Genomic DNA, 15,849 nt, shown 5'->3' with positions numbered 1-15,849 from the left:
TGGGTTCCGGAGGTTCTCATGGCCGACCACGACGCAACGCTGTTCGACCGGCTCGACACCTCGGTGCCGCATCCGGCCCGCCGATACAACTACTGGCTCGGTGGGAAGGACAACTTCGCCGTCGATCGGGCCTCGGCGGACCAGATCGCGGCGGCCTGGCCGAGCGCGCCGATCGCGGCGCGAGAAAACCGCCGCTTCCTCGGCCGGGCGACCCGGTTCCTGGCCGCCGAGGCCGGGATCAGGCAGTTCCTCGACATCGGCACCGGCCTGCCCACCGCGGACAACACGCACGAGATCGCCCAGGCGATCGCGCCGGAGTCGCGGGTGGTGTACGTCGACAACGATCCGATGGTGATGGTGCACGCCAGGGCCCTGCTGACCAGCACCACCCAGGGCAGAACGTCCTACATCGAGGCCGATCTGCGCGAGCCCGGCAAGATCCTCAACCATCCCGACCTGCTCGCCACCCTGGACCTGTCCAAGCCGGTCGGGCTGATGCTCGTCGCGGTACTGCACTTCCTGCCGGGTCGAGGGGCGGCCGCGCCGGTCGTCGCCGAGCTTGTCGACGCGCTGCCGCCGGGCAGCTACCTGGTCGTCAGCAACGCGACCAAGGACTTCCTCCCGGCACCGATCGCAGCGGTCTACGACCGGATGCTGGCTGCCGGGCAGACCGACATCTGGCCCCGGGAACGCGCCGAGTTCGCCGCGCTGGTGGAGGGCCTGGACCTCGTACCACCCGGGATCGGGGTGGTGAGCGACTGGCGCGCCGACGAGCAGGACCAGCCACGTCCGGCGGCAGCCGACGTGTCGGTGTACGGTGCGGTCGCCCGAATTCCCTGACCGCCGCACCGGGCAGCGCCGTTGCCGGAGGCGAGTCGCCCGCAGCACGCCGGTAACTGCGGCCTGGGCGGTAGCGTCGTCCGGGTGAACCTGGACGAGACCGCCGCCCGGCTCGGGGTGCCCGTCGCCGACGTCGAGCGGGTGCACCGGCTCGCCGGTGACCGGCCGTCGGCTCCGCTGCCGGCCAGGGCCGACGCGCCCGCGATCCTGGACCGGCTCGCGGTGCGGCCGGACGACGCCGCCGAAATCATGGCCGGCTGGCCGGATCCCGACTCGCCGCTGTGGACTCCGGAGCTGCGCTGGCTGCTCGACCGGACGATCGCCCTGGTCCGGGCCGACCTCGGCGGCTACGGCTGGCTGGCACCCGGCCCGGAGCTGCCCCGCGACCGGGGACCCGCCTGGCGGCACCTCTACGTGTACGCGTACCTGGCCCTGGTCGACGTCGTCCGGGCGTACCACCGCGCCCACGGCATCGCCGACGCCGTGTCCTGGGCGACCCTCGCGGACCTGGGCCGCAACCTCGCCATCGACCGGCGGATGCGTGGCGAGGGCTGGCCGGTGATGCAGGCCTGGCTGACCCTGCACGTGCGCGGCGGCCTCTACGAGCTGGGCCGGCTGCAGCACCACCGCAGCGACACCGCCATCGAACTGCACATCCCCGACGCGGGGCCGCTGACCCCGGAGGCGGTCAGCGCGTCACTCGACGCGGCCCGCGCGTTCTTCCCCCGGCACTTCCCCGACGGGCGGTACGCGGCGTTCGCCTGCGGGTCGTGGCTGCTCGACCCGCAACTGCGGGAGTACCTGCCGGCGGACTCGAACATCGTCCGGTTCCAGCGCCGGTTCGAGCTGGAGCCGTACCAGGAGCAGGACGGGCCGGACGCCGACGTCGAGGTGCTGCGGTTCGTGTTCCGCACCCTGAGCACGCCGCTCGACGCGCTACCACGCCGTACCGTTCTGCAACGCGCCGTCGTCGACCACCTGTCCGCCGGCCGCCACTGGCAGTGGCGCCGCGGTCGCTTCCCGAGCTGACCACGCCTGCTCTGCACCCGGCTCGGTAACCGCGACGGCCGAGGCGGAAACGAGGCGGGTGACGGCCGACCGGCTGTCTGCTGTCGCCGGATCACCAGGAGCTGGAAACGTAGAACATCTAGTTCTACACTCGTGTCCATGGAGCGTATCGGTGTCCGAGAGCTGAATCAGAACACGAGTCAGGTGTTGGCTCGGGTGAGTGGTGGCGAGACTGTCGAGATCACCGACCGCGGACACCCGATTGCCCGACTTGTTCCGGTAGGCGACGACCGGTCGGTGTTGGCGAAGCTGGTAGCGGCGGGGCGAGCCGTCGCCCCCACCGGCGGCGGCTCTGTGCCGCTTCCCCCGAAGCTCGGTGACGAGGATGTGGACGTGGCCGCCTCGCTTGTCGCGATGCGTGACGAGGAGCGCTGGTGATCTATCTCGATTCAGCTGCCGTCGTCAAGCTGGTTCGGCAGGAGGTGTGCAGCGCCGACCTTGTCTCCTGGCTCAACAAGCACGACGATGTGCCGCTGGTCTCCTCCGCTCTCGTCGAGGTGGAAGTGCCCAGAGCGCTGCGCCGAGCAGCTCCGCAAGCGTTGATCGGCGTGCCGGCTGCCGTCGGACGGCTGTTCCGACTCGAGATCGACAGCACGATTCGGGCGACCGCAGCCGCGTTCGCCGAGCCGACGCTCCGCAGCCTCGACGCCATCCACCTGGCCACCGCCCAGGTGCTGACCAACGAGTCCGGCACGGCACTCACTGCCTTCGTAACCTACGACCGGCGGCTGCTCGACCATGCCAAGGAAGCAGGACTACCCGTAGCAAGCCCCGGCCAGAACTGACCCACAAAGACGAGGTACCGCCACCACCGTTACCCAGGGTGTGCCGACTTTGCCTGGCCCGCTTTCGCCGCCGCATGGTGGCGTTGCCAGACGCAGGCGATTTAGCCGAGATCTAGCCGGGCTTGCTTTGCCGCCCTGCCTCACGAGAGCTGGGCCGGCTGGCGGAAGGCGTACTCGTGCCGGTCGAAGTCGATGGTCCAGGCGTACCTGCTCAGGAAGGCGTGCGACAGCAGACCGTCGATCCGTACGCCGCCGAACGACGCCCACGGTGCACGTCTACCCGGTGCGGTGGCTACGAACTGCCGCTGCTGCCGCAGCGGGCCGAGTGAGATCGGTGCGTCGGTGTCGAAGTGCGGGCCGGCGGCGCGGGCACGGGGGACTCCCCAGGAGCGGTACCGCCGGGCTGTCGCGTACAGGCAGGCCTGCCGGGGCGGCGATCCGTCGTCGCCCCGGACGACGTACGCGAGCCCGGAGTCGATGAAGTAGTTGAGATCCTGGCGGTCGCCGAAACCGCCACGGGCGAACATGTAATGGTCGCTCCACAGGTGGAACGGAATGCGTGCGGCCTCGGGCCAACTGCCGAGCAACGCCTGATGCGTGGCTGACCCGTCGGGGTCGCGACGGGGCGACAGGAGCAGCCGTTCGCCGGGGTAGTCGACGGTGGTGAGGAACCGTTGCAGGACGTTGGTGCCGATGACCACTACATCCTGGCCGCCTTTCAACGTGGGCATCGCCTCGACGGGCACGTTGGTCAGCGTGGCGTCGCCGAGGGTCAGCTCGTGGGCGAGGCCGGTGTAGCTGTCGGTGCGGGTGGTGCCGTGGTGCTGCCGGCCGGTGGCGACGAGCCGGATGCCGAGCGCGTCGGCGCGCGGGGTGCCCATGACGATGAAAGGCCCGCCGGTGTCGATGACGGCGTTCACCTGGTGGCCGTCGATGGTCGCGGCCACCGCCGGCAGGTACGGCGCCAACGCGTGGTCGGCGAACGGCAGTGTCGTGGTGCGGCCGAGGCTGCTTGTCAGCGGGTGGTCCACTCGCAGCTGAAGGTCCGGCGGTGTCGGTCGTCGCGGCCGTCGCCGGCGCAGGTACGCCGCCGCTTCGGCTGGTCTGTCCAGATGCAGCAGTGCCTGCGCGACGAGCCCGTCCAACCGCCTGAAGCCCAGCGGCCCTGGTCGCAGCGTCGCGTGGTGTGCCAGCGCCTGTTCGTAGCGTCCGCACACGTAGTCGGTGAGGAACAGCAGGTGCGCGCGTTGCCGAGGGCTCACCTGCGCCGCCAGCCGTTCGACCTCGCTGACGTCTCCCCGGGTCCACGCCCGCCACGCGGCGCGTGCGGACCCACTCGGCAGCAGCCCCTGGTGCCGGCTCACCGCTCCTCCTCCGCTGGCGGCGGTTGGCCGCCGGTGTCGAGGTCGGAAGTTGCGGCGATGATGGTCAGCAGAGGGATGACTGCTCGCGGGGTCAGCTCGTACTCGCCACGGCGGGGCTGGGCGAGCAGGCCGGCCGTCTGTAGGACGCGCAGATGGTGGTAGAGATGTCCGGTCGAACTTTCGCCGAGCACCTCCTGCAGCTGCGTACGGGTGCGTGGCGCGCCGAGCAGTGCGGCGAGCAGGGCCAGGCGTGCCGGGCTGCCGAGGGATTCGAGCGTGCCGGCGGCGGCTGCCCAGTCGGCGGCGGCGAGATCCTGGACGCGATGCTCCATGACCCACTGGTATTCGCGGCGGCCGAACCCGGCTGCCCCCGCATAGGTGATCGAGCCGGTCTCCGTCGGCTCTCCGGAGGCCTCGGCACGCTGCTCACGTAGCCGGTCGAGCAGCCCCAACGCTTCGCTTCCGGCTGCTCGACCGGTGCCCGACCCACCGCCGCCCCGGCCTGCCGCCGTTTCCAACTGCTCGACGCGCCGCTCCAGCGCGGCGATCCGCAGCTCCGTTGAATCCGATGCCACCCGGTCACCCCTGATCGTTGTTCCGGAATTTCGTACTAGCGTACAAAGTTGGCTGCAACGCTGTCAACGACGCCCCCGCGCGGGCGGTAACCCCGACGGCGGAGGCGGAAACAGACCAGGCATGGACGACGATCGGAGACGATTCGCGGAGCTGTTCCGACGGCACTACGGCGCGGTGATGCGGTACGCGGCCCGCCGGGTCGGCCGGGAACGCGCGCCGGACCTCGTCAGCGAGGCGTTCCTCGTCGCCTGGCGACGCCTGCCGGACGTGCCGACCACCGACCCGCTGCCCTGGCTGTACGCCACCACCCGGCACCTGATCGGCAACGAGATCCGGGGCCGGGACCGGCAGGCGAGGCTGACGACCCGGCTGGGCGCGGTCGTCGAGACGGTCACGGCCGACCATGCCGATGCCGTGATCGACCAGGTACGGGTACACCGAGCGTTGGCGCAACTGTCCGAAGCAGACCAGGAGGCGCTGCGGTTGGCCGCCTGGGAAGGACTCGACGCCACCGCCGCCGCCACCGCCATGGGGTGCAGTCGTACCGCGTACAAGGTGCGGTTGTTCCGGGCCCGGCGGCGGCTTGCGGCGGTATTGGAGCCGGCTCCGACCAGGAGGCCGGCGGACGCCGCGCTCTCCCCGCTGGCGAACGAAGGAGGACGATGATGGAGACCGACCGACTGATGCGCGACGCGGATCCGGTGGCCGACTGGCGGGTGGACGCCGAATCGTCCCAGGCCACGGCGATGCTGGCCGGAATCCTCGCGCAGCCCCGGTCCGACGCCGCGCAACCTTCCGGCTTGGCGGCGGTACGCCGTCCGCGTACCGCTGGTCGTCGGGTGCGGCACCGGCGGCTGGCGTTCGGCGGGGTCGCCGCCGCAGCGGTGGCGGTGGCCCTCGCGGCGTCGACGATCTGGCTCGACGGCCCCGGCGGCGCCACCCCCGCATACGCGGTGACCGCCAACCCGGACGGCTCGGTAGGACTGATGGTCGACTGGGACCGGCTCAACGACCCGGCCGGTCTTGCCGCCGACCTGCGCCAGGCCGGCGTACCAACCGAGCTGCGTACCGGCCTGCCAGAGCGCTTCTGCCCTGGTGTCGATGCTCGGGGCTACACGAGTGAGGCGCTCAACAAGCTAGGACCTGAAGGTGAACCGGTCTCCACCGACGGGTACGCCATGCAGCCGGAGCTGTTTCCCGAAGGAAGCGTCCTGGTCATCTCGACGCACGCCGACACGGAGACACAGTTCTTCTACACGACGATGTACCTCGCGCCGGCCGACGCCACCTCCTGCACCTTGTCTGGCACGCTCGGCAGAATGCGCTACACCGGGCCCGGCTCGCATCCAACAAGGATCGTGTGGCCACAACCAGGCGAGTGAGCATCCGGCTGTGCGTCGAGGTGAGGCTGACGCACCTCAAACGCGATTTTGAGGTGCGTCAGCCTCACCTCGATGGCTAGTCTCGGGCGTGCGGGCAACGCCCGTCACGGGCCGAGGAAAGCCAGCGCTACGACCGCGATGTCGTCGCGGCAGCGGAAGGCGCGTTCGCCCGCATACACGACAACTCCATCGATCAGTTCCTTGCCGATGCGGTCACGGAGCCAGTGCAGATGCTTGGTGTCGGTGTCCTCGACGCGATAGGCCAGCTTGCCTTCGACACCCAGCACCCGGCCGTCCGCGTGTCGAGCGTGCAGGTCCACCTCTGCTCTACCAACGCAGGTCGCTTACTCTGCCGAACGCAGGCTCCGCTACCTTCGAGGAGCACGGGAGCTGACAGCGTCGGGTCCGCCGTCAGCGCAATCGTTGCCGGCGGCCGTCGAGCTGGGGAAGAGCGGGAGCTGTCGCCGCTGACAGGCGGTGTCCCGGCCGATCACCAACTCGGCAGTACGGCGGCAACGAGCGATCTGTGTCTGCCCATGAGGTCTCCCCATCGCTCCATCAGCGTCGCTGGACGGCGGTACGGTGACCTCATGCGGGCTGTCCGGATTGGGCTACCCATCGCCGTGCTGTTCGTGGTCGCCAGCGCGGCTGCGGTCGCCGTACCGCTGGTGCGGGCCAGCATGTCGGCAAGCGAGCCGGATGAGCGGCCTGCTGCGGCTGTCGAGCAGTTCGTGTGTGCCCAGGTGGCGTCCAGCGTCGATGACTACTGCGATCGCATCGCCGAGGATCTCGGCCGGCGTACGCCGGTGACCGACGACGAGCGGGTAGCGGCGCAGCCGCGCCGGCAGGCGTTGCTGGACGGCCTCGTCCGCGAGTTCGGCGCGGATTGTCCCGGGCCGTTGGAGCACTGTCGGCTCCCGGCCACCACACCGGAGGCGGTCCGGCAGGCGCTGATCGCTGCCGGCTTCAACGACCCGGCGGTACGGCCAGCCAGGTACACCGACCCGGCCCCGGCGGGGACGATCCTGTACGCCGTACCGGTCGGGCGTGCCTGCCTGGTCGGCTACGTCCAGTCGGAAACCGCCGCGCCACCCCTCATTGTGGGCCGCCTGTCCGACGACGCCTGTCTGTCGCCGTAACGAGCCACGCTTGACCACCGAACAAGCGGTTCCGGTGGCCGCCGAACCAGGAAGGTGCGGTCTCCACCCGAGGTTGTCGGGCGTACCTGTCGCTGGGATGTCGGCCCAGCAGGCGGAACGACACGTGAGTATCTATCACATTCTTTGCCTGTCAGGATCTGGGCACCTGCGAAAGATCGGTCTCGATAGCGAGCCAATCATCTGACCATTGTGTCTCTTCGTACGAGGCTCTCGCGCTGGTCGGACGATGAAACCTGGCTGGTGGCATAATGGAGACTTCTGCGATATCGGGCAGTCTTGCCGGGTGACGAGCTTCAGCCAGCAAAGCGATGTGGGTAGTGGACGGAGCCGAAGGGGGCCCGAGAGTCATGGCGGGGCCGAGGCTGCGGCTACCGGTGGATGGTCGCTGACCGATTCGGAATGTAAGCAGATAGCCAGAGCGCACGTCGCGAAGGCAGCTGCTAATTCCCTGAGCCAACGCGAACTCGCCGAGCAGTTGCTTCGACTGCCTGCCCACGGCCTGGTTCGGGTGCAGCGAAATCTGAAGGTGCGTACGGGTGCCTCCATGCAGGTGATCGCTCAGGCGATGCAGACCAGGCTGGTCAAGGAGCCGGAGCAGACCGTCGCTGAGGCGCTGCACGACGCGCTCTCCCCCGCAGTGCATGCGACGGCCGCGACGAGTGCCCTGTCAGAGGGGCAACTCAGCGCGCTGCTCCGTGGTGACCTGACCCGCGTTGACTATCTCGCTGTCGATGGGGTCCAAGCTGTAGCGCGGGACATCCAGATCATCGGACGGACTTCCTTGGTGCGCGCCGTTGCCTGGTCATCGATGGTTAGCAGCGGTCACGCGGGAGCGGTAGCGGCCCTCGCCTGGCTGATCGCGGAGCCTCCAGACTTTTGGAGCGACAGGCATCGTCAGGTCGCCGCCGAAGTCTGGCTTCGCGTTCGTCGGCGATGCCCGATGCTTCCGGAGAATCCCGTTTCGTTGACGCAGCTCACTGAGCTGCTCGCGGCGGTAGATCCTGACGCGGTGTCGACGGTGGCGGAGCAGGAGGATTCCCTGCCGTCGGCGGATCAGCTGCTCGATCTGGTGCAACGCGGCGAGCGGATCGAGGCGGAGGCGGAATCCGTCCGATCGGTCGAGCTCGCGGCTGTCGATCTCGCATTCGCCCGAGGTGTTCCGCCGAGCGACGCGGTGCTCGCCCGCATCGCTGAAGTGGCCGCCGGCATCCGCAACTACCTCGATGAGGCGGTGGCGGTCGTCGACCTGCCTTCAGCTGAGTCACTCGCCGATGTTCGCCAGCAGTTGATCGCTGCGTCGGAGGCGGAGGCCCGCCGTGCTCGGATCACGAGAATCCGCCGACTGACGGAGATTGTCGCGCCCGATTTTGCTGCTGAGCAGGCCGCCCAGGTTGCGGACTTCGCGAACTCGGTCACCGCTGAGACAGACTCGAAAATCCTCGCCGGGCTGGACGCGCTGGTAACCGCAATCGAGGTGGGGCCCGAGGATCTGCAAGGGCGTATGGAGAAGTTGTCGGTCGCGCAGGCCGCGCTGCCACAGCTGGCAATGGCGATGACCTATGCGGCCTCCGGTCTCTTCACGTTCGCCGGCGTCACCGGTGCAGGCAGCCACGACAACCGGGAGACGGCGGACTCTGGCCGGACCGAGGACGGTTCGGACGCCTCGGGGAAGGTCCCCGGCGACGGGCCCCGTACGTCGGGGACGGACGACGTTCCTGATCCGCTTGCGGGGGCTCCCGCCGTCGAGCCGGTGACCCCGACGGCGGCTGCCGAGAACCAGCCCCAGACAGTGGAGCCACCTGTCGCCGAACGCGGTGAAGGGCACATGCTGCAGGACCAGTGGTCGGCCGGGCTCGTTTCCGCCAGCTCGGCACCTCCCGATCTGGACGAGGTGCTGGCCACGCTCGACCTGCGGGCACCGGCACCAGTGTCGATTCCCGGACCGCGTAACGCTGCGGCTTATCACCCCGTGTCGGAAGTGACCGATCGGCCTTCGGGTCCGGAAGCGGTGGGCGAGGTCGACCACGTCGATGCGGATGGACAGTACGCCTCCCTGCTGGGTGACCAGCAGTATGCGTTGGTGTACTGGCTGGTCGTGGCCGAGGGTCAGCCCGCGCCGGTCGCCGCTGCGCATCGGCTCATCGCCCACGCTGCGGCGATCCGGAGCTCCGCTGGGCCGAACGCGGCGGCGTTCGCAGAGACGGTCCAGCTTCTGGACGCGAACTCGCTGGCGGACCGTCCCGACGCGCAGATGCTGGTGTTCGCTGCTTCGGTTCGGGCCGGGCTGCTGTCGCCGACCGCAGGAGCGGCCGGTCCGCTGCGGGAGCTCACGACCAGTGTCGTCAAGGCCGGCCCTGCGGTGGAAGCCCTTGCCGAGGCGTTGTTGGGCGCGATATACAGTGGCGTCTATCTTAACCCTCGTCGTGCCGGGGTGATTGCGGAGGCCGCTGAGGTGGAGGCGGCGCACGAGCAGCTCGCCCGCTCCGCGCTGCACTACATGGACTCTGCTCGGTCGCGGACCATCCGGTACCAGGCTGCCACCGAGCTGTGGCAGTCCTGGATGGCGCCATCCGGGTATCTCGGTGCGCCGCTTTCGGTTGTCGCGAGAGGCTCACACGACAAGGACGACCTCACGTTCGTCCGGGACCGGATCGGTGTCCTACGGTCACGACAGACACTCGATGCGCAGCTGGACCGGGACACCCGGGGCGCGGGGAAGCGGAAGCGCCGTATCGAGGCGCGTGCGAGGGAGAAGCTTCTCGCCTGGACCGGTGAGGTCACCGACCTCCTGGTCGAGTGGGTTGCCGCGACGGAGAATCTCAGCGATCCGGCTGCCCGATCCTGGATGGCGGATCCGATCACAGAGCTGCGGACCAAGGTGAACATGGTCCGGGAAAGTGCCATCGAGCAGTTGCTGGCCGGATCCGGCTCCGGGGACGTGCGCCGAGAGGCTGTGGTGGACGCCTCGGTGGCGATGCTGCGCGAGGCACTGGCGCTGCTCGACGGCTCGGCCAGTCTGAAAGGTGCCGAGCAGCCGTCGGAGCGGCTGTTGAACGGGATGCTGGCGTTGGCTCCTGATCTGCCGCTGGACGCCCGGCTGCAGCCGAGGCGCCAGGTCTCAGTTGTCGACGTCACCGCCGCCTTCGCGCACCTCAACCGAGGAACCGACGGCTGGGAGCAGGCTTTCGAGGCACGCGCCGCCCGTGGCGATCAGGTCGGGGCACAGATTCTCGTCGAGATGCTGCGGCCGTACGACCCGCACTTCGCGCAAGGGTTGACGTCCCGACGCGAGGCAGCGATCGGGCGGTCGACCGAGCGCCTCGACGACGAGATCGCCAGGTTGGTCGCCACGTTGGACTCGGACCGCCGGTTCGGTCGGCTCACCGCCGAGCTGTGGTCCGACCTGTCGGCTCGGGTCCGGGCCTACTCGGCAGGTGTCCGTGCTGCCCGCCAGGACTTCGACGTGATGCTCGACGAACTGCGAAAGCTCGACGAGGAGCGCGCGGCGGAGGTGTCAACGGCGGTCGGAGAGGTCCGACGGTTGCTGGACGAGGTCCCTGACGAGGCCGCGGCCACGCGTATCGCGAGTCGTATCGATGAGGGCGACCTGACGACCGCCCACGAGTATCTCGAAACTGTCCGTCACGGTCGAAGCCTGCCTGGGCCGCATGACGATGTGGATCATCTTGGGTTGTTCTACTCCGGCTTTCTGGCGGCTCTCACCGGTGATCGGGCATCCCGGCGTTCCTCGCCGCTGGTGGAGTTGCGACGGGCGATCGAGGCGGGGCGCAATCCGAGCGAGGGCAGGATAGCTGTTGCGCTGAGTACCGCAGGCATCGACCTGTCGCAGCTCGACCGCCCGCGTAACGCGGCGACCCGGATCGGCCAATGGACGGTGCTCACCGACTCAAAGAACCTGGACGGCAGCAAGGTCGGTGCGGTCAAGTCCGTCCTCGAACAGCTCGGGTTCCTGGCCCGTGATGCGACGGTGCACAACCAGATCTACGACCGGTGGTCATGGATCTACCTTTCCAGCGTCCGGGCTACCTCGGGGAACGCGCTGATCCCCGCGTTCGGCACCGCGATGAGCCCGTCGGGCGACACGTTGCGGGTGCTCGTGGTCCGCCGGTCGCCGACCCCGCAGGAACTGGTGGAACTGCTGCGCAACGAACCGCCGGACCACGCGGTCGTCGTGCTGTATCTCGGCATCCTCGATGTCACGGCGAGACGGGATCTGGCGACAGCATTCCGCAGCGGCCGGAAGCTACCGGCCGTCGCGGTGGTCGACGAGGTGGCCTTCGCATACCTGGTGGCCCAGCCGGAGCCGGGCCGGCACATCACGATGGCGATCACCCTCCCGTTCACCTGGGCCACGCCGTTCACGCCGGACGTCGCCGGGCTGGTTCCACAGGAGATGTTCTACGGGCGTACCGACGAACGGGACCGGGTCGTCGACATGATGGGCCCGTGCATCGTGTACGGCGGCCGGCAGTTGGGCAAGTCGGCGCTGCTGAGGGCCGCCGCGCGCGATTTCGAGGACGGTGGAGCGCGGTACGCGATCTACCAGTCGATCTACAAGGTCGGTCAGGCGACCCCGGTCGACGCGGTCTGGACGACGCTGTGGCCACGACTGGCGGACAAGGGGATAGTGCCCCGCGACCTGCCATCCGGTGACATCGCCGAGGAGCTCACCAACCGTGTCTCGGCGTGGATCGGTGGACGGTCGGGTCGACAGCTGCTGCTTCTGCTCGACGAATCGGATTCGTTTCTGGACGCGGACGCCACCGACGGCAAGTTCGCTCACGTCACCCGGTTCAAGGATCTGATGGAGAGCACCGGCCGGGCGGTGAAGGTCGTCTTCGCCGGCCTGCATCAGACGGCCAGGTTCGAGCGGCTGGCGAATCACCCGCTCGCGCACTTCGGGGACCCGGTCTGCGTCGGCCCGCTGGCACCGCAGCCGGCCTACGACCTGCTGACCCGACCGTTGGAGGCGCTGGGCCTGCGGTTTGAGAACCACGACCACGCCTCCCGGGTACTGGCGTTGGCCAACAACCAGCCGGCGTTGATCCAGCTGTTCGGCGCTCAGCTGCTGCGCAACCTGCAGCGGACCCCGGCGTCGGGTGTGCTGCCGCAGGCGGTGACGCTCGACGACATCGAAGCGGTCTGGGCCGACGCCTCGCTGCGGACATCGTTCCGCAAGCGGTTCGACTGGACCTTGAACCTGGATCCGAGGTACAAGGTGATCGCCTACAGCGTCGCCTACCACACCCATGACAACGGTGTCGGCTCCGCGCTCACAGCGGCGCAGCTGCGAGCCGAGTGCGAACACTGGTGGCTGAAGGGCTTCGCGGCGCAGGACATGCGGGCTGGCGAGTTCCGTGCTCTGCTCGACGAGTGCGTCGACCTCGGGGTGCTGTCCTACATCAAGGGCAGGTACCGGCTGCGTACCCCGAATCTGCACGACCTGCTGGGCACTCAGGAGGAGGTGGACGAGTTCCTCGCCCAGGCCGACTCGATGCCGCTTCCGGAGAGTTTCGACGCGAGCATGATGCGCCCGCAGTTCGGCAGCGGTGTCACCCGGGGCCCGCTCACCTCCTCGCAGATCGCCGACCTGTTGGCGCCGCGTCGCCAGGTCCGTCTGATCGTCGGTTCCGCGGCGCTGACCGTCGAGCGGTGCGCAAAGGTGCTACAGGAGGAGAAGGAAAAGGCGTACCACTCCGGAAGGCTCGGTACCCATCTGCGGGACGCCACGCCGATGACGTTGCGTCACGCATGCCAGCAGGCCACGCTGAAGTCGGCGGGTGGGCACGCCGTGGTGTACGTCGATGTGAGCGACGCCACGGTCGACGTCGCGCGGGAGACCTGGCGTACCGCACGCGAAATCATCGCCACGCGGACCGGGGGCACGTTGGGGATCGTCCTGATCTCCGGGGTGGCGCAGGCACCGTTATGGCTGGAGGCGCAGGAGCAGTCCGACATGTCATGCGGGGTCACCGGTCTGCGTCGGTACGGCCGCACCGACCTCCGGTTGTGGCTTACCGACACGACGCTGCCGTTCCAGGACGACGCTACCCGCAACGAACTGTTGGCGGTCACCGGCGGCTGGCCGGTGCGGATCAACAAGGTCGCCGAGGCGTTGACTGAAGACCATGAGCTGCACACCCGGACGGATCCACTCGACCGGGTACGGGCAGAGTTCTCGTCGATCGAGCATGCCGAGGCGTTGGTCGCGGCCAGCGGGATACGCAGCGACGAGGTGCTGCGACAGGCATGGGAGACGCTGGTCGCGGAGCACTACGACGATCGGATCGACCCGGAGACGATCGCGTGGGCGCTGACCGAGCACGCGGTGAACAGTGAGGTGGACCGGGGCTGCCTCACCGAAGAGTATCTGGCGCAGACCCCGTACAAGGACGCGGCCGGGGTGGTCGAGGTGCTGCGGATTCTCGGCCTGCTCATTCTGGATCCGGCGGACGGTCTGCTGCACCTGGAACCGGTGATGGCCGCAGCGACCCGGGCTGTCGGCGGATGAGCCGTACGTCGCAGCAGCTGCTCGACGAACTGATCGGTGAAGCTGCCCGGGTAGCGGTGACCAGTTCCCGCTTCGCGGACCATCAGGCTGACCCGGCGGCCTTCGCGGAGGCAAACCGGGGTCAGCTGCTGCTGCTCATCGTCCGGTACCCGAAGCTGCGAACCGCCCTCGCCGACCAGTACGCGGACCGTCTCGCCGGGGCCGATCCGCTGCTGCGGCAGCTGACCGGGGCTGATCCGGTCGTCGCCAGTGCGGCGGCCGCTGCGTTGGCCGACCGCAAGGTCCTGCTCCCGCAGCCACGGTCGAAGAAGTCGGAGAAGCCGTCATCGACCGCTGACGAACGGCGGATCGCCAGGCTGCGACGCGACATCGAGGAGTCACGTGGGGCCCGTGACCGGGCACGTGGTCAGCGTGACTGGGCGACCCGGGAACGTGACGAGGCCAGGCGACAGCTCGACGCCGCGTTGACCGACCGGGACGACGCCCTTACGGTCGTCGAGTCGCTACGGGCGCAGCTGTCGATGGCACGCCGGGAGGTAGCGGCGCTGACCGCTGACGTCGCGCATGCCGCCGGTGTCCTGGTAGAGGTGGCCGCGCCGGTCGATGCGACGCCCGCGATCGACGTCGACCCGCGCGAGACGACGCAAGCCAGGGTGCCGGTTCACCCGCAGGACGCCCGCCTGGTCGCGGCACTTGACGCCGGCAAGGTCGATCGCGAGTCGTTTCTCCAGGTGATGAGGGCGCTGCAAATGCCCTGGCCGCCGCCGTCGCCGCAGTTCAGCGCTGCTACCAGAGACCGCGAACTGACGGTGAAGCCGCTCGGCGGCGGCACCGAGATCGGCGGCTCCTGCCTGCTGGTGGAGGTCGGCGACGTACGTCTGTTGGTCGATGCCGGGATGCGGCCCCGCCAGCCGCTCGACCGGTCGGGTCCGCCGCTCATCGGCGAGGTGCGCGGTGGCCGGCTCGACGCCGTCGTGGTCACGCACGCCCATCATGACCACGCGGGCTACGTGCCGGCTCTCGTCGCCGACCATCCTGGTCTGGCTGTCTACTGCACCGCGGACACGGCGGCGTTGCTGCCGACGATGTGGGCGGACTCGGTCCGGGTGTTCGACCGCCGGGTGGCGCGGACGCCACCCGGCGGGCCGGAACTCCCGCTGGCTCCGTACAGCCAGGCGGAGGTCGATCAGGCTCAACGGCGTCTCCGTCCGTTGGGCTTCGGCGCGTCGGCCGAGATCGCCGCCGGGATCACGATCGAACTGTTTCCCGCCGGGCACATCCTCGGCGCCGCCGGGGTGGTGGTCACCGCTGGCGAGAGCAGGCTGACCGTCACCGGTGACGTGTCGAACCAGGCCCAGACCACCGTGCCCGGCCTGATCGTCCCGCAGTCGGCGCAGGGGTGCGGACTTCTGGTCATCGAGTCGACCCACTGCCAGCGCAACACCAACCGGGAAGCGGAGGTGGAGCAGTTCCTGGCGACGGTGCAGGAGACGGTGGCTTCCGGCGGACGGGTGCTGGTGCCGGCGTTCGCGTTGGGCCGGGCACAGGAGGTGGCGTTGACGTTGCGCCGGCGCCTGCCGGACGTACCGGTGCTGCTCGACGGGCTGGCCAAGGAGGTCGCCCGGATCTACGAACAGCAGACCGAGATGCGTCCGGACCCGCTGTACATCTACGGCGACCAGGTGCGGGAGGTACCGGCGACCCAGCGCGGCGAGCTCATCGCGTCATTCCGGCGCGGCGTCATCATCACGACGTCGGGCATGCTCACCGCCGGGCCGGCGGTGCAGTGGGCACGCGCCGTGCTGCCCGACCCGAACGCAGCCCTGCTGTTGGTCGGCTACCAGGACGAGGAGTCGCCGGGAGCGGCGTTGCTGGCGTTGTCGAAGGACAGCCGGGCCGGTTTCGAACTCAACGGTGCCCGGGTCGAGGTCAACGCGCAGGTGTCGAAGGCCGGTCTGTCGGCGCACGCCGACCGCCGCGGCCTGACGTCGATCGTCCGCACCGTCGGCGCGCAGGGGGTGATGCTGGTGCACGGGTTTCCGGCCGCCCAGCGGGAGTTCACCGAACATCTCACGAGGCTCGGCCACCGCGTGGTCCGGACCGGACGATGGCAGCACCAACGTTGAGCCGCTCCCGACGAGG

At 69.2% G+C, this 15,849-nt stretch carries 12 protein-coding genes; 9 read left to right on the top strand and 3 right to left on the bottom strand.

The features are described 5' to 3' along the window. The first annotated feature begins 18 nt into the window (after positions 1–18). The 4 genes from ACN28F_RS13065 (at position 19) to ACN28F_RS13050 (ending at position 2,693) form a co-directional block, all read left to right on the top strand. Positions 19–840, top strand: a complete 822-nt coding sequence (locus ACN28F_RS13065; protein WP_281552873.1) for an SAM-dependent methyltransferase — start codon at positions 19–21, stop codon at positions 838–840. An 84-nt stretch (positions 841–924) separates the two neighbouring features. After that, complete coding sequence (locus tag ACN28F_RS13060) at positions 925–1,869, top strand: acyltransferase domain-containing protein (RefSeq protein ID WP_281552874.1); 945 nt, start codon at positions 925–927, stop codon at positions 1,867–1,869. A gap of 138 nt (positions 1,870–2,007) precedes the next feature. Beyond that, positions 2,008–2,286 (top strand): type II toxin-antitoxin system Phd/YefM family antitoxin, encoded by a 279-nt coding sequence (locus ACN28F_RS13055; RefSeq protein WP_281552875.1) that lies wholly within the window; start codon positions 2,008–2,010, stop codon positions 2,284–2,286. After that, on the top strand, positions 2,283–2,693 hold the full coding sequence (locus ACN28F_RS13050; protein ID WP_281552877.1) for a type II toxin-antitoxin system VapC family toxin: 411 nt from the start codon (positions 2,283–2,285) through the stop codon (positions 2,691–2,693). Before ACN28F_RS13055 ends, ACN28F_RS13050 begins: the two co-directional genes overlap by 4 nt. A gap of 140 nt (positions 2,694–2,833) precedes the next feature. Here the strand turns inward: ACN28F_RS13050 and ACN28F_RS13045 are convergent, their stop codons facing one another. Both ACN28F_RS13045 and ACN28F_RS13040 read right to left on the bottom strand, forming a co-directional pair. Beyond that, positions 2,834–4,057 (bottom strand): retropepsin-like aspartic protease, encoded by a 1,224-nt coding sequence (locus ACN28F_RS13045; RefSeq protein WP_281552878.1) that lies wholly within the window; start codon positions 4,055–4,057, stop codon positions 2,834–2,836. Beyond that, positions 4,054–4,632 (bottom strand): helix-turn-helix domain-containing protein, encoded by a 579-nt coding sequence (locus ACN28F_RS13040; RefSeq protein ID WP_421357948.1) that lies wholly within the window; start codon positions 4,630–4,632, stop codon positions 4,054–4,056. Before ACN28F_RS13040 ends, ACN28F_RS13045 begins: the two co-directional genes overlap by 4 nt. A 121-nt stretch (positions 4,633–4,753) precedes the next feature. On the opposite strand from ACN28F_RS13040, the gene ACN28F_RS13035 reads away from it, so the two are divergent. Further along, on the top strand, positions 4,754–5,299 hold the full coding sequence (locus ACN28F_RS13035) for an RNA polymerase sigma factor (protein ID WP_421357946.1): 546 nt from the start codon (positions 4,754–4,756) through the stop codon (positions 5,297–5,299). Beyond that, positions 5,299–6,015, top strand: a complete 717-nt coding sequence (locus tag ACN28F_RS13030) for a hypothetical protein (protein ID WP_421357944.1) — start codon at positions 5,299–5,301, stop codon at positions 6,013–6,015. The genes ACN28F_RS13035 and ACN28F_RS13030 overlap by 1 nt, the downstream gene beginning before the upstream one ends. A 104-nt stretch (positions 6,016–6,119) precedes the next feature. Here ACN28F_RS13030 and ACN28F_RS13025 read toward each other — a convergent pair whose 3' ends face one another. Beyond that, positions 6,120–6,335 carry a hypothetical protein gene (locus ACN28F_RS13025; protein ID WP_281552882.1) on the bottom strand — a complete coding sequence of 72 codons (216 nt, stop codon included), beginning with the start codon at positions 6,333–6,335 and terminating at the stop codon, positions 6,120–6,122. Between the two features lie 270 nt (positions 6,336–6,605). On the opposite strand from ACN28F_RS13025, the gene ACN28F_RS13020 reads away from it, so the two are divergent. From ACN28F_RS13020 to ACN28F_RS13010, 3 genes are all read left to right on the top strand, one after another. Beyond that, positions 6,606–7,154, top strand: coding sequence for a hypothetical protein (locus ACN28F_RS13020; protein WP_421357942.1), 549 nt, complete (start codon positions 6,606–6,608; stop codon positions 7,152–7,154). A gap of 565 nt (positions 7,155–7,719) precedes the next feature. Further along, positions 7,720–13,707 carry a hypothetical protein gene (locus tag ACN28F_RS13015; protein ID WP_421357940.1) on the top strand — a complete coding sequence of 1,996 codons (5,988 nt, stop codon included), beginning with the start codon at positions 7,720–7,722 and terminating at the stop codon, positions 13,705–13,707. Next, positions 13,704–15,833, top strand: coding sequence for an MBL fold metallo-hydrolase (locus ACN28F_RS13010; RefSeq protein WP_421357938.1), 2,130 nt, complete (start codon positions 13,704–13,706; stop codon positions 15,831–15,833). The genes ACN28F_RS13015 and ACN28F_RS13010 overlap by 4 nt, the downstream gene beginning before the upstream one ends. Positions 15,834–15,849: the final 16 nt, after the last annotated feature.

The sequence above is a fragment of the Solwaraspora sp. WMMA2101 genome (genome assembly GCF_049179175.1).
Classification (GTDB): Bacteria; Actinomycetota; Actinomycetes; order Mycobacteriales; family Micromonosporaceae; genus Micromonospora_E.
Note: the sequence above shows the minus strand (reverse complement) of the source record. Positions and strands in the feature narration are given on the sequence as shown.

Coding starts and splice junctions, on each gene's coding strand:
- ACN28F_RS13065 (WP_281552873.1), top strand. CDS start 19: ATGGCCGACCACGACGCAACGCTGTTCGACCGGCTCGACACCTCGGTG.
- ACN28F_RS13055 (WP_281552875.1), top strand. CDS start 2,008: ATGGAGCGTATCGGTGTCCGAGAGCTGAATCAGAACACGAGTCAGGTG.
- ACN28F_RS13035 (WP_421357946.1), top strand. CDS start 4,754: ATGGACGACGATCGGAGACGATTCGCGGAGCTGTTCCGACGGCACTAC.
- ACN28F_RS13030 (WP_421357944.1), top strand. CDS start 5,299: ATGGAGACCGACCGACTGATGCGCGACGCGGATCCGGTGGCCGACTGG.
- ACN28F_RS13020 (WP_421357942.1), top strand. CDS start 6,606: ATGCGGGCTGTCCGGATTGGGCTACCCATCGCCGTGCTGTTCGTGGTC.
- ACN28F_RS13015 (WP_421357940.1), top strand. CDS start 7,720: ATGCAGGTGATCGCTCAGGCGATGCAGACCAGGCTGGTCAAGGAGCCG.
- ACN28F_RS13010 (WP_421357938.1), top strand. CDS start 13,704: ATGAGCCGTACGTCGCAGCAGCTGCTCGACGAACTGATCGGTGAAGCT.